Here is a 12,465-nt window from a genome sequence, read left to right as displayed (position 1 = left end):
TAAGAGACCCCCGATTCCAAGGACGTTCCCGTGGCCAAGCACCCGATCGCAACCGACACGCCCGATGACGCCGACACCCCCGGCGTCGGCAAGGGGCGGCCGACGCCGACGCGGCGCGAGCAGGAGCTAGCCCGCAAGCGTCCGCTGGTCGTGACCGATCGCAAGCAGGCCGCTCGCGATGCCCGCGAGAAGGCCGCCGTCGCACGCGAACAGGCCCGCCTCGGCCTTGCAGCCGGAGACCAGCGCTACCTCCCGCTGCGTGACAGAGGTCCGCAGCGCACGTTCGTCCGCAACTGGGTCGACGCGCGATTCAGCCTCGGCGAGTTCCTCATCCCCGTCATGGTCATCGTGCTCCTGCTCAGCTTCTTTCCGCAGCCCGAGTTGCAGTCCGCGTCGCTCCTCATCATCTGGGTCTTCTTCCTCATCGCGGTGATCGACTGCATTTTCCTCGGCACTCGCATGCGCCGGAAACTCGCCGAGCGCTTCGGTGCAGACAAGGTCGAGAAGGGAATCCGCTGGTACGCGGCGACACGCGCCCTCCAGCTGCGTGTGATGCGCCTTCCCAAGCCCCAGGTGAAGCGCGGCGCTTTTCCCGAGTGACGGGCTTCGCCTCAGCCGTTGGGGGCAGGAGGAACGACCGAGGACGCAGTGCGGGCAAGCCCTCGACTGATCTCGCGTGCCCACAGAGGGCCGCGGTAGACGAAGGCAGAGTAGCCCTGCACCAGGGAGGCTCCCGCGTCGAGGCGCTCACGGACATCGGCGGCGGTCTCGATTCCGCCAACCGAGATGACGCAGAAGTCGTCGGGGACGACGGCGCGGATCAGGCGCAGCACCTCCAGCGAGCGAGCGGCGAGCGGAGCGCCTGAGAGACCGCCGGCTCCGGCTGCCTCGACGACAGCGGGATCGGCGCTCAAGCCCTCGCGCGAAATCGTCGTATTGGTGGCAATGATGCCGCCAAGGCCCAGGCGCACCGCAAGTTCCGCCACACGGCCGACCTCGTCATCCACGAGGTCGGGGGCGATCTTCACCAAGAGGGGCGTTGGATCTGCGGCGTTCTTGACCGCGGTGAGCAGCGGCTCCAGCTTGTCGATTTCCTGCAGGCCGCGCAGTCCCGGCGTATTCGGCGAGCTGACGTTGACCACCAGATAGTCAGCCAGTGGCGCGAGCAGCCGGGTGCTGATCAGGTAATCCTCGATCGCGTCGTCGACGGCGACGATGCGACTCTTCCCGATGTTCACGCCGATGACGGGTCGGCGGCGGGTGTTTCGGAGGCGCGTCAGACGACGGGCGGCCTCCTCGGCCCCATGATTGTTGAAGCCCATGCGGTTAATGAGAGCCCGGTCGGCGACGAGCCGAAAGAGACGTGGACGATCGTTGCCCGGCTGCGCGCGAGCAGTCAGAGTGCCGACCTCGACATGCCCGAATCCGAGCGCACCGAGGCCGAGGACCGCCGTCGCATCCTTATCGAATCCTGCCGCCATGCCGAACGGCGTCTCGAACCGCAGACCGAGCGTCTCGACCGAGAGGTCGGCCTTCGGCACGGTGAAGCGGCGGGCCAGCGGAGCAACGAATTCGAGGGCACGGATCACCGGGAGGGCAAGGTGGTGCGCCTGCTCAGGGTCGAGGCGGCTGAGGAATGTACGGAACAGCAGCGGATACACAAGCGTCAGATTCCGTCGTCGCCGTCGAGTGCCGCGGAACGCTCGGCGCGGAGCAGGGTGATCGCGGAGTCGAAGTCGTCGAGGGAGTCGAAGGCTTGGTAGACACTGGCGAAGCGCAGATACGCGACCTCGTCAAGCTCGCGCAGCGGTGCGAGAATCGCGAGGCCGATGTCGTTCGCATCGATCTGCGAGGCCCCGGTCGAGCGAATGTTCTCCTCTACCCGCTGCGCAAGCACCGCCAAGTCGGAATCGGTGACCGGCCGGCCCTGGCAGGCCTTCCGCACCCCGCTGACGATCTTCTCGCGGCTAAACGGCTCGACGACACCACTGCGCTTGATCACGACGAGGCTCGCCGTCTCAGTGGTGGAGAACCTGCGGCCGCAGGAGGGGCACTGGCGGCGGCGGCGGATGGAGAGGCCGTCATCACTCGTGCGTGAGTCGATCACGCGGGAGTCGGGGTGCCTGCAGAAGGGGCAGAACATCGGGGCCTTTCCAGGTCAGGCGAAGCGGGCGTCGACGGCGTCACCGTGAGCGGGTAGCGCCTCGGCGTCGCTGAGGGCACGGATATGCGGGGCGACCCGTTCGAGCGCCGCGCGGTCGTAGGAGATCAGCTGCTGCGGACGCAGGAAGGTGTACGCACCGAGTCCGGAGGAAAAACGTGCCTGACCCAGCGTCGGCAAAACGTGGTTGGAGCCCGCGAGATAGTCGCCAAGGCTGACCGGCGTGGTCGGGCCGAGAAAGATCGCGCCGGCGTCGTGGATCCGCTCGGCCGTGGATTCGGGATCTACTGTGTGCAGCTCGAGGTGTTCTGGGCCGTATGCGTCGCTGAACGCGCACGCGAGCTCGAGGTCGTCCACGATCACGAGCGCCGATTGCGGGCCGTCGAGGGCGATCGCCACGCGCTCGGCGTGGTAGGTCGCGGCGGCTTGCTCCGCGACCTCGCGTTCGACGGCGGTGGCGAGTTCGGCGCTGTCGGTAACCAGGACGGCGGAGGCGGCCTCGTCGTGCTCAGCCTGGCTGACCAGGTCGGCAGCGATGAGGCGCGGGTCGGCGGAGGCGTCGGCGATCACCAGGATCTCGGTGGGGCCGGCCTCGGAGTCGATGCCGACCTGACCGAGCACCTGGCGCTTGGCGGTGGTGACCCAAATGTTGCCGGGCCCGGTGATGATGCTGACGGGATCGAGGCCGATGGAGTCGACGCCGAAGGCCAGCGCGGCGACGGCGCCCGCGCCTCCGACCGCGTACACCTCGTCGATGCCGAGGAGGGCAGCGGCCGCGAGGATCGTCGGGTGCACGGATCCGCCGAACGCCTTCTGCGGGGGTGAGACCAGGGCGATGGAGGCGACTCCGGCTACCTGGGCGGGCACCGCGTTCATGATCACGCTGGACGGGTAGACGGCCTTGCCGCCGGGAACGTAGAGCCCGGCACGGGCAATGGGCTGCCAGCGCTGGGTGACGGTGGCGCCGTCATCGAGTTCGGTGGTGCGGGGCGGCGGGATTTGCGCGGCGCTGGCGCGGCGGACGCGAGTGATCGCCTCCTCGAGCGCGCTGCGGATGCTGGGGTCAAGCCGGTCGAGGGCCTCGGCGATCTGCGCGACCGGCACCCGGAGGTGCGGCGGTCGGACGCCGTCCAGGCGCTCGGATTGCTCACGCAGCGCCTCGGCTCCGCGTGCGCGCACATCGGCGATCAACTCGGCGACGACGGGCCCCACGGCGGCTGAGGTCCCCGGATTGCGGGGCACAAGCGCGAGCAGCTCGGCGGCGGAGGGACGACTGCCGCGAAGGTCGAGAGTCTGAATCATGGCCGCCCTAGCCTACCGGCCGCCCCCACCCACTCCCCCCGCGCCCCACCGAGTCTCACTCCGCCGCCCCTCGCCTCCGCGACCCCCATGGGGCGCTACCCTTTCGCGCTCTCTCCGAGGCGAACCGCCGATCCGCGTGCCAGCGGATCGCCGTAGCCGAACGCACCCCGCTCTACAAAACCCAACCATCCACCCCAGCCAACCGCGCCCGAGCCGGGCAGGGACCGGCTCGAAATTCAATCTCGAAATTCAATACAGACAGTTGGGCCCCAGCAGGCTCTTCAGCTCGCCGAAGAGGTCGGGGGTGATCCGTACCGGGAAGGGGACCTCGAACACGCGGGCCGTCTCGCCCTTGATCAGTTTGAGGCGTACCTCCGTCTGGCCGGAGTGGCGGATGAGGACGTCGCTGAGTTGCGAGACCGTGTCGGTGGTCGCGCGCGACTCCGGCATCGACACGGTCAGCGGCCCGGAGTCACCGTCCTGGTTCAGCTCGGGGGCGAAAAGGCTGAACGCGTGCAGGTTCATGCCGTCATCGCGCATGCTGACGCGTCCGCGGACGACGACGATCGAGTCGTTCGTCAGGGCCGGCGCAAACTCCTGGTATGCCTTGCCCATAAACATGCAGGTGATCTCGCCGCCGAAGTCTTCGACCTGGATCATCCCGTACTGGTTGCCGGACGTCTTGGCCATGCGGTGCTGAACGCTCGTGACGAGTCCAGCGACGACGACGGTCTCGCCGTCGGCGATCGTTTCCGAGATCAACAGGTCGGCGATGGTCGTGCTGTAGTGCTTGGCAAGCTCGGTCTCGAGTCCGGCGAGCGGATGGTCGGAGACGTAGAGGCCGAGCATGTCCCGCTCGAAGGCGAGCTTGTCCCGCTTGGCCCACTCTGGCCGCTCCGGCACGTGGATCGCGGCCTGCGGCTCATCCCAGAGGCTGTCGAAGTCGAAACCGACCTGGCCGTTGGCCTCGTTGCGCTTCTCCCCCACGGCCGCTTCGACAGCGTCCTCGTGCACCTCGACGAGCGCGCGCCGGGTCGAGCCGAGCGAGTCGAACGCACCGGCCTTGATCAGCGATTCGACCGTGCGCTTGTTGGTGGCCTGCATCGGAACCTTGCGCAGGAAGTCGTGGAACGATTCGAAGCGCCCCTTCTCCTCGCGCGCCGCGCGGATACCCTCGACCACGTTCGTCCCAACATTGCGAACGGCGCCAAGACCGAAGCGGATGTCCGTGCCGACCGCGGTAAAGAAGCCGATCGACTCGTTCACATCCGGCGGCAGGACCTTGATGCCCATGCGCCGGCACTCGTTGAGATAGGCGGCCATCTTGTCTTTGGAGTCGGCAACGCTCGTGAGCAGTGCCGCCATGTATTCCGCGGGATAGTGGGCTTTGAGGTAAGCGGTCCAGTACGAGACGACTCCGTAGGCGGCGGAGTGCGCCTTATTGAAGGCGTAGTCGGAGAAGGGCAGCAGGATGTCCCAGAGGGTCTTGACGGCCTCCATCGAGTAGCCGTTGGCGGTCATGCCGCCCGAGAAACCTTCGAACTGCTTGTCCAGCTCGGACTTCTTTTTCTTGCCCATCGCGCGCCGCAACAGGTCGGCCTGCGCGAGGGTGAACCCGGCAAGCTTCTGCGCGATCGACATGACCTGCTCCTGATACACGATCAGGCCGTAGGTCCCGCCGAGCACCTCCGCCAGGGGCTCCTCGAGCTCAGGGTGGATCGGCGTGATCTGCTGCACGCCGTTCTTGCGCAGCGCGTAGTTGGTGTGGGAGTCGGCGCCCATCGGACCCGGCCGATACAGCGCGAGGACCGCAGAAATGTCCTCGAAGTTGTCAGGCTTCATCAGGCGCAGGAGGCCGCGCATCGGTCCGCCGTCGAGCTGGAACACGCCGAGCGTGTCGCCGCGGGCGAGGAGTTCGTAGGCGGCCTGATCATCGAGGTCGAGATCCTCGAGGACCAGGTTCTGCTGCCGATTCGCCCTGATGTTGTCGAGAGCGTCATCGATGATCGTGAGGTTGCGCAGCCCCAGGAAGTCCATCTTGATCAGGCCGAGCGATTCGCACGCGGGATAGTCGAACTGCGTGACGATCTGGCCGTCCTGCTCCCGCTTCATGATCGGGATGATGTCGAGCAGCGGGTCACTCGACATGATCACGCCGGCCGCGTGGACTCCCCACTGGCGCTTGAGGTTCTCGAGTCCGAGCGCGGTGTCGAAGACGAGCTTCGCCTGCGGGTCCTCGGCGATGACGTTCCTGACGTCGACCGCTTCCTTGTAACGCGGGTGTGCGGAATCATTGATCCCGCTGAGCGGAATGTCCTTGCCCATGATCGCCGGCGGCATCGCCTTCGTGAGCTTTTCGCCCATCCCGAACGGGAAGCCGAGGACTCGGGAGGCGTCCTTGAGCGCCTGCTTCGCCTTGATCGTGCCGTAGGTGACAATCTGAGCGACGCGCTCGTCGCCGTATTTGTCGGTGACATAGCGGATCACCTCGCCGCGGCGACGGTCATCGAAATCGACATCGAAGTCGGGCATGGACACGCGGTCGGGGTTGAGGAAGCGCTCGAAGATTAGGCCGTGACGCAGCGGATCAAGGTCCGTGATCTTCATCGCGTATGCAGCCATCGAGCCAGCGCCGGAGCCACGACCCGGACCCACTCGGATGCCGTTGCGCTTGGACCAGTTGATGAAGTCGGCGACGACGAGGAAGTAGCCAGGGAAGCCCATCTGCAGGATGACGGTGGTCTCGTAGTCGGCGCGCTCGCGCACCTCCTGCGAGATCCCGTCCGGGTAGCGCTCACGCAGGCCAGCCTCGACCTCCTTCACGAACCAGGTGTCCTCCGTCTCGCCCTCGGGGACGGGGAAACGGGGCATGTAGTTCGCGGAGGTGTCGAACTGCACGTCGCAGCGCTCAGCGATCAGGAGCGTGTTATCGCACGCCTCGGGATGGTCGCGGAACACCTGCCGCATCTCGCGGGGCGACTTGAGGTAAAACTCGTCGGCGTCGAACTTGAAGCGCTTGGGGTCGTCCAGGGTCGTGCCGGACTGCACGCAGAGCAGCGCCGCATGCGAGGTGGCGTCGTGCGCGTGGGTGTAGTGCAGATCGTTGGTCGCCACGAGGGGCAGGTTGAGGTCCTTTGCCAGCCGGATGACGTCGGCAATAACGCGCCGCTCGATGTCGAGGCCGTGGTCCATGATCTCGGCGAAGAAGTTCTCTTTGCCGAAGATGTCGCGGTAGTCGGCGGCGGCCTGGCGCGCCTCCTCGTACTGCCCCAGCCGGAGCCGGGTCTGCACCTCGCCACTCGGGCAGCCGGTGGTGCCGATCAGGCCCTCCGAGTACTGCGAGAGGATCTCGCGGTCCATCCGCGGCTTGAAGTAGTAGCCCTCGATGGATGCCTTCGAGGAGAGGCGGAAGAGGTTGTGCATGCCCGTCGTGGTCGAACTCAGCAGCGTCATATGCGTGTAGGCGCCGGAGCCGGATACGTCGTCCCCGCCACCGTCACCCCAGCGGATCCGCGTCTTGTCGGAGCGGTGCGTCCCCGGCGTCAGATACGCCTCCGTGCCGATGATCGGCTTGATCCCCGCGGCCGTCGCCGTGCGCCAAAAGTCGAAGGCGCCGAACACGTTGCCGTGGTCGGTCACGGCGATGGCCGGCATACCCTCCTCGACCGCCGCGTCGATCAGCGGCTTGACCCGCGCGGCGCCGTCGAGCATCGAGTACTCGCTGTGCACGTGAAGGTGGACGAAGGAATCGTTACTCGGCAAGGATGCGCCTCCGACGGACAGCGGGCGGGGGGGCCGCGGGCCTCGTAGGAGGCCGCGACCACGGCGGCAGAAAGTCTAACCGGGGTCGGAGCGACCGGAGCCGGGCATGCGCGGATCCACGCTCACTCCTCGCGCAGCACCTCGAGCGCGTGCGAAAGATCGTCGGGGTAGGAGGCTTCGAACTGCACCCACTCCCCCGTGCCCGGGTGCGTGAACCCAAGCCGCACCGCGTCGAGCCACTGGCGGGTGAGCCCAAGCCGCTTCGAGAGCGTCGGATCGGCTCCGTACATCGCGTCACCGACGCAGGGGTGGCGTTGGGCCGCCATGTGCACGCGGATCTGGTGGGTCCGCCCCGTTTCGAGGTGAATCTCGAGCAGCGAGGCGAACGGGAATGCCTCGATCGTCTCGTAGTGCGTGACGGAGGGCTTGCCATCGGCGCGGACGGCAAACTTCCAGTCGGAGGAGGGATGGCGGCCGAGCGGCGCGTCGATGGTGCCTGCGAGTGGATCCGGATGGCCCTGCACGAGGGCGTGGTACACCTTCTCGACGGTGCGATCGTGGAAAGCCCGCTTCAGGTGCGTGTAGGCACGCTCGGACTTGGCAACGACCATCAGGCCGCTCGTGCCGGCGTCGAGCCGGTGCACGATGCCCGCGCGCTCTGCGGCACCGGAGGTGGCGACCGTGAATCCCGCGGCGGCGAGAGCGCCGAGGACGGTCGGCCCCTGCCAGCCCACGGCGGGGTGAGCGGCGACACCGACCGGCTTGTCGATCACCACGATGTCGTCGTCGTCGTACACGATGCCGAGATCGGGCACAGAGAGGGGCACGATCGTCGGCTCCTCACGAGGGCTCCACTCGACGCTGAGCCACGTACCGGCGTGCACCCGGTCGCTCTTGTCGAGCACGCGGCCGTCTGCACTGACTCCGCCGGCCTCGGCGACCTCGGCCGCGAAGCTCCGCGAAAACCCGAGCAGCTTGGCCACCGCGGCATCGGCCCGAAGCCCGTCGAGACCGTCGGGAACCGGCAGGGAACGCGACTGCACCATTAGCGTCCGCCGCCGCGGGCGGCGTTACGGGGCTCGCGCTCCGCCCGGGACCCGTCGAGACCGACGCCGCGCAGGCTGAGGAGGACGAACAGGGCCATGGCCGTGCAGATCGCGATGTCGGCAACGTTGTAGATCGCCGGTAGCAGCCAGGGCGTGAAGAGGAAGTCGACCACGTGCCCGAGGCCGAACGACGGCTCGCGGAACAGGCGGTCGAAAAGATTGCCGAGGGTGCCGCCAAGCAACAGCCCGAAGAAGATCGCCCACGCGGTGGAGCGGATACGGCGCGAAAACCAGATGACGGCCACGACGACGCACGCCGCGATGATCGAGAAGATCCACGTCGATCCGCTGGCAAGGGAGAAGGCCGCACCCGGATTCTTCACGTAGTGGAAGATCAGAACGTCGCCAAGGACCTGCACGTCCTCGCCGAGAGTGAGAGTCGTCGTGACCAGGAGCTTCGCGGTCTGATCGATCGCGAAGACCGCGAGCGCAACGAGGCCGAGGGTGACGAGCACCCTCGGCCTGACGTCCGCTGCGGCGGGACTACGCCCCAAAGCCCGACATCGAGGACTCCGCCTGTGCCGGCTGAGTGTCGAGGTCGCGCAACTGGCCCTCGATGTAGCTCTTCAGCTTCTGACGGTACTCGCGCTCGAAGGTGCGCAACTCGTCGATGCGGTGCTCGACCGTCGCGCGCTCCTCCTCGAGCTTCGCTATCTGCTGACGCTGCTTGACCTCGGCCTCAGCGACCAGACGCGCAGCGGTCGCACGACCCTCGGCGACGAGAGCGTCGCGCTTCTCGGCACCCTCGCGAACGTGCTCCTCGTGGAGACGGCGCGCGAGTTGCAGGAGCCCGCTGGAACTCTCGGCCTCATCGGCCGGCGCTGGCTGCTGAGCAACGACCGGGGCGGTGACGTGAGCAGGCGCGGGGGTCGGCTCAGGCTCGGGCTGCGGTTCGGGCTCAGGAGCCTCATCGACGACGGGCGCGGGGCTGCTGTCGCGCGGCGCGTCCGAACCGCGAGTGTCACCGGAGGAGAGGCGCTGACGCAGCTCCTCGTTCTCCTGGTTCAGGCGACGCAACTCCACGACGACCTCGTCGAGGAAGTCATCGACCTCGTCCTGGTCGTAGCCCTCGCGGAATTTGGTCGGCTGGAACCGCTTATTGACAACATCTTCGGGAGTGAGCGCCATGGCTTTCCACCTTCGATTTCAAGTAGGTACACGTTTATCAACGTTCGACTAAAGCTAGCAACTTCAGGCGCACGGCGCAGTGCTGGCACCGCGGAGAACGTCCGGTCGCCGTCAACGATACAGGGACAGTCACGCGCGCTGGAGCCACGTGGCGACGTACATGCCCACGATGACGCAGAGCATCGTGAGGCTCCAGCCGAAATCGAGGGCGATCGGCCCCACCGAAACCGGCTTGATGAGCCGACGGAAGAAGCCGATGGGCGGATCCGTGACGGTGTACACACCCTCGGCCGCGACGAGACCGACGCCCCGGGGCCGCCAGTCGCGTCGGATGACTCGGACGAGATCGAGCACGAAGCGCGCCCACATCGCGAGGAAGTAGAGAAGCAGCAGGAAGTAGAGGACGCTCCCGAGGAGCGAGACGATGAAGTTCACCGAGAGTCAGGACTCCCCAGGATCAGGACTTCGCGAAGAACGACGCGTCGGCGTCGCTCTCGGCGGAGGCGGAGTCGCCGGCGACCGTGATGTGCGAGGGGGAGAGCAGGAAGACCTTGCTCGTGACGCGCTCGATCCGGCCGTAGAGGCCCTGCGAGAGACCGCTCGCGAAGTCGATTAGACGGCGGGCATCCGCGTCGCTCATCTGCGAGAGGTTGATGATCACGGGGATGCCGTCGCGGAAGTTCTCGGCGATGATTTGCGCGTCGCGGTACTGCTTCGGGTGGACGGTGAGGATCTCATTCATCTCGGCGTGTGCCGTCGCCTTCGGGGTCTGGGGGGTGGACTTGCGGAGCGGGGTGACCGTCGCGCGGGGCTGCGGTACCGCCTCGACGGGCGGGACGGGGTGCACTGGTGAGAGCGGCGAGCGGTTCGTCGCCGCGGGAGCCGCCTCGACGGGTTCGGTTCGCTCGTATCCGACCTCTTCGTCGGCGAGTCCGAGGTAGACCATCGTCTTCTTGAGCGGGTTGGCCATGGGGGTCCTCCGTGTCGTGTCTGCGCCCACAGGTGGGTCACCATGAGGTTAGGTGCGGGCGGGGCGTTCTCCGGTGATTGCCGACCCGATTCGCAGGTGTGTCGCGCCCTCCGCGATCGCCTCAGCGAAGTCGTGCGACATGCCTGCCGAGATCGCTGTCGCAGCAGGATCGACCGCACGGACACGATCCGAGACGCCACGCAGACGGGCGAAGGCCGGGCGCGGCTCCTCCCCCAGCGGAGCGACCGCCATCACGCCGCGAAAAGTCAGACCGGGCGCCTCCGCGAGGGCCTCGGCGAGCGGCTCGACATCGACGGGCGCGGCCCCGCCACGCTCGGGGTCGTCCGTGAGGTTGACCTGGAGGAACACGTCGAGCGTGCCGTCTCCGGCGTCGAGCAGCGGCACCAGGGAAAGGCGGTCGACGGAATGCACGGCTCGGGCGTAGCGACGCACGTGCGGCGCCTTCTTGCTCTGCAGCTGGCCGATGAAGTGCCAGCCCGCCGGGGTGCCTGCGAGCTCGATCGACTTCTCCTGCGCCTCCTGGTGCCGGTTCTCGCCGAAGTCGGTGACGCCCAGGGCGAGGAGGTCACGGATCAGCGACACCGGATGGAACTTCGTCACCACGATCGTCGTGATCGAGCTCGCGTCCCGACCAGCCGAGCGGGTCGCGTCGACGACCCGCTCGGAGACGTGGGCCCAGCGCGCGGCGAGTTCCGGATCGGACACGGCTACTTGAGGAAGTCGGGGATGTCCAGGTCACTCTCATCATCGTCGAACGACGGGTCGGCGACGGGGGCCGGGGCCGCGACGGGAGTGCTCGACCAGATCGACCCGGCGGGGGGCGCAGCGACGGGGGTCGGAGCGGGCTCAGCCGTCGATTCGGTCACTGCGCTCTGCTGCTGCCGAGGCTGGGCGATGGCAGCCGGAGCAGTACCACCCGGCTCCCCGCCGTCGAAGCCTGCGGCGATGACGGTGACCCGCACCTCATCGCCGAGCGTGTCGTCGATGACGGCGCCGAAGATGATGTTCGCCTCGGCGTGCACTGCCTCCTGCACGAGGCGGGCGGCGTCGTTGATCTCGAAGATGCCGAGATTCGACCCGCCCTGGATCGAGAGGAGCACTCCGTGCGCGCCGTCGATGCTCGCCTCGAGCAGCGGGGAGGCGACGGCGAGCTCGGCCGCCTTGATCGCTCGATCGGCGCCTCGGGAGGATCCGATGCCCATCAGCGCGGAGCCAGCGCCCTGCATGACCGACTTGACATCGGCAAAGTCGAGGTTGATCAGGCCGGGGGTCGTGATCAGGTCGGTGATGCCCTGGACACCGGCGAGGAGCACCTGGTCGGCGGTCGCGAAAGCCTCGAGCATCGAGATGCCGCGGTCGCTAATCTCGAGCAGGCGGTCGTTCGGCACGACGATGAGGGTGTCGACCTCGTTCTTGAGCGTCGCGACGCCCGCCTCGGCCTGCGTCTGCCGACGGCGACCCTCGAACCCGAAGGGCTTGGTCACCACGCCGATGGTGAGCGCGCCGATCGACTTGGCAATGCGCGCGACGACGGGCGCGCCTCCGGTGCCGGTGCCGCCACCCTCGCCCGCGGTGACGAAGACCATGTCGGCGCCTGCGAGGACTTCCTCGATCTCCTCGGCGTGGTCCTCGGCGGCGCGGCGGCCGACCTCCGGATCGGCGCCGGCGCCGAGTCCGCGGGTCAGCTCGCGTCCGACATCGAGCTTGACGTCGGCATCGCTCAGCAGGAGCGCCTGGGCGTCCGTGTTGATCGCGATGAATTCGACACCGCGCAGGCCGAGCTCGATCATGCGGTTGACGGCGTTGACGCCGCCACCGCCGATGCCGACGACCTTAATCACGGCGAGGTAGTTCTGGTTTGAAGTCACGTCTCCGGCCTCCGGGCTGAACCTTAAACCTGTAGTTGAGGCTTAAAGTTATGCTGAGTATGCATTTGGGGTTCGGCTCCGACGGTAGGCGGAGTTGGCGCGCGCTCCCAGCAGACACGCCCGCAATCGCCAAAGAGCCGAGCGGAT

At 67.3% G+C, this 12,465-nt stretch carries 12 protein-coding genes; 1 reads left to right on the top strand and 11 read right to left on the bottom strand.

Annotated elements, in window-relative coordinates; genetic code table 11:
• The first annotated feature begins 30 nt into the window (after positions 1 to 30).
• Positions 31 to 600: a DUF3043 domain-containing protein gene (locus HRF29_RS00555; protein ID WP_173243126.1), complete on the top strand. Its 570-nt coding sequence runs from the start codon at positions 31 to 33 to the stop codon at positions 598 to 600.
• An 11-nt stretch (positions 601 to 611) separates the two neighbouring features.
• Here the strand turns inward: HRF29_RS00555 and HRF29_RS00550 are convergent, their stop codons facing one another.
• The 11 genes from HRF29_RS00550 to ftsZ all read right to left on the bottom strand — a co-directional run bounded on the left by HRF29_RS00550 (position 612) and on the right by ftsZ (position 12,318).
• Complete coding sequence (locus tag HRF29_RS00550; RefSeq protein WP_173243123.1) at positions 612 to 1,661, bottom strand: quinone-dependent dihydroorotate dehydrogenase; 1,050 nt, start codon at positions 1,659 to 1,661, stop codon at positions 612 to 614.
• A 5-nt stretch (positions 1,662 to 1,666) separates the two neighbouring features.
• Complete coding sequence (gene nrdR, locus HRF29_RS00545) at positions 1,667 to 2,143, bottom strand: transcriptional regulator NrdR (protein ID WP_173243120.1); 477 nt, start codon at positions 2,141 to 2,143, stop codon at positions 1,667 to 1,669.
• Between the two features lie 15 nt (positions 2,144 to 2,158).
• Positions 2,159 to 3,463, bottom strand: a complete 1,305-nt coding sequence (hisD, locus tag HRF29_RS00540) for a histidinol dehydrogenase (protein ID WP_173243117.1) — start codon at positions 3,461 to 3,463, stop codon at positions 2,159 to 2,161.
• 249 nt (positions 3,464 to 3,712) lie between these two features.
• Positions 3,713 to 7,174 carry a DNA polymerase III subunit alpha gene (dnaE, locus tag HRF29_RS00535; RefSeq protein WP_246226605.1) on the bottom strand — a complete coding sequence of 1,154 codons (3,462 nt, stop codon included), beginning with the start codon at positions 7,172 to 7,174 and terminating at the stop codon, positions 3,713 to 3,715.
• A gap of 173 nt (positions 7,175 to 7,347) precedes the next feature.
• Positions 7,348 to 8,268 carry an RluA family pseudouridine synthase gene (locus tag HRF29_RS00530; protein ID WP_173245755.1) on the bottom strand — a complete coding sequence of 307 codons (921 nt, stop codon included), beginning with the start codon at positions 8,266 to 8,268 and terminating at the stop codon, positions 7,348 to 7,350.
• 2 nt (positions 8,269 to 8,270) lie between these two features.
• Positions 8,271 to 8,786 carry a signal peptidase II gene (gene lspA, locus HRF29_RS00525; RefSeq protein WP_173243111.1) on the bottom strand — a complete coding sequence of 172 codons (516 nt, stop codon included), beginning with the start codon at positions 8,784 to 8,786 and terminating at the stop codon, positions 8,271 to 8,273.
• 28 nt (positions 8,787 to 8,814) lie between these two features.
• Complete coding sequence (locus HRF29_RS00520; protein WP_173243108.1) at positions 8,815 to 9,459, bottom strand: DivIVA domain-containing protein; 645 nt, start codon at positions 9,457 to 9,459, stop codon at positions 8,815 to 8,817.
• A 129-nt stretch (positions 9,460 to 9,588) separates the two neighbouring features.
• Positions 9,589 to 9,894, bottom strand: a complete 306-nt coding sequence (locus HRF29_RS00515; RefSeq protein ID WP_343043591.1) for a YggT family protein — start codon at positions 9,892 to 9,894, stop codon at positions 9,589 to 9,591.
• Positions 9,895 to 9,916: 22 nt separating this feature from the next.
• Entirely contained in the window at positions 9,917 to 10,429 is a 513-nt protein-coding gene (locus HRF29_RS00510; protein ID WP_173243105.1) for a cell division protein SepF, read from the bottom strand.
• Between the two features lie 48 nt (positions 10,430 to 10,477).
• Positions 10,478 to 11,155: a YggS family pyridoxal phosphate-dependent enzyme gene (locus tag HRF29_RS00505; protein WP_173243102.1), complete on the bottom strand. Its 678-nt coding sequence runs from the start codon at positions 11,153 to 11,155 to the stop codon at positions 10,478 to 10,480.
• Positions 11,156 to 11,157: 2 nt separating this feature from the next.
• Entirely contained in the window at positions 11,158 to 12,318 is a 1,161-nt protein-coding gene (ftsZ, locus tag HRF29_RS00500; RefSeq protein WP_173243100.1) for a cell division protein FtsZ, read from the bottom strand.
• Positions 12,319 to 12,465 lie beyond the last annotated feature (147 nt).

Source organism: Rathayibacter agropyri, from assembly GCF_013249015.1.
Classification (GTDB): Bacteria; Actinomycetota; Actinomycetes; order Actinomycetales; family Microbacteriaceae; genus Rathayibacter; species Rathayibacter agropyri.
Note: the sequence above shows the minus strand (reverse complement) of the source record. Positions and strands in the feature narration are given on the sequence as shown.

What these genes read in the sequence shown, in the direction of transcription:
- nrdR (WP_173243120.1), bottom strand. Translation starts at nt 2,143, where the DNA reads ATGTTCTGCCCCTTCTGCAGGCACCCCGACTCCCGCGTGATCGACTCA.
- hisD (WP_173243117.1), bottom strand. Translation starts at nt 3,463, where the DNA reads ATGATTCAGACTCTCGACCTTCGCGGCAGTCGTCCCTCCGCCGCCGAG.
- dnaE (WP_246226605.1), bottom strand. Translation starts at nt 7,174, where the DNA reads ATGCTCGACGGCGCCGCGCGGGTCAAGCCGCTGATCGACGCGGCGGTC.
- HRF29_RS00520 (WP_173243108.1), bottom strand. Translation starts at nt 9,459, where the DNA reads ATGGCGCTCACTCCCGAAGATGTTGTCAATAAGCGGTTCCAGCCGACC.
- HRF29_RS00510 (WP_173243105.1), bottom strand. Translation starts at nt 10,429, where the DNA reads ATGGCCAACCCGCTCAAGAAGACGATGGTCTACCTCGGACTCGCCGAC.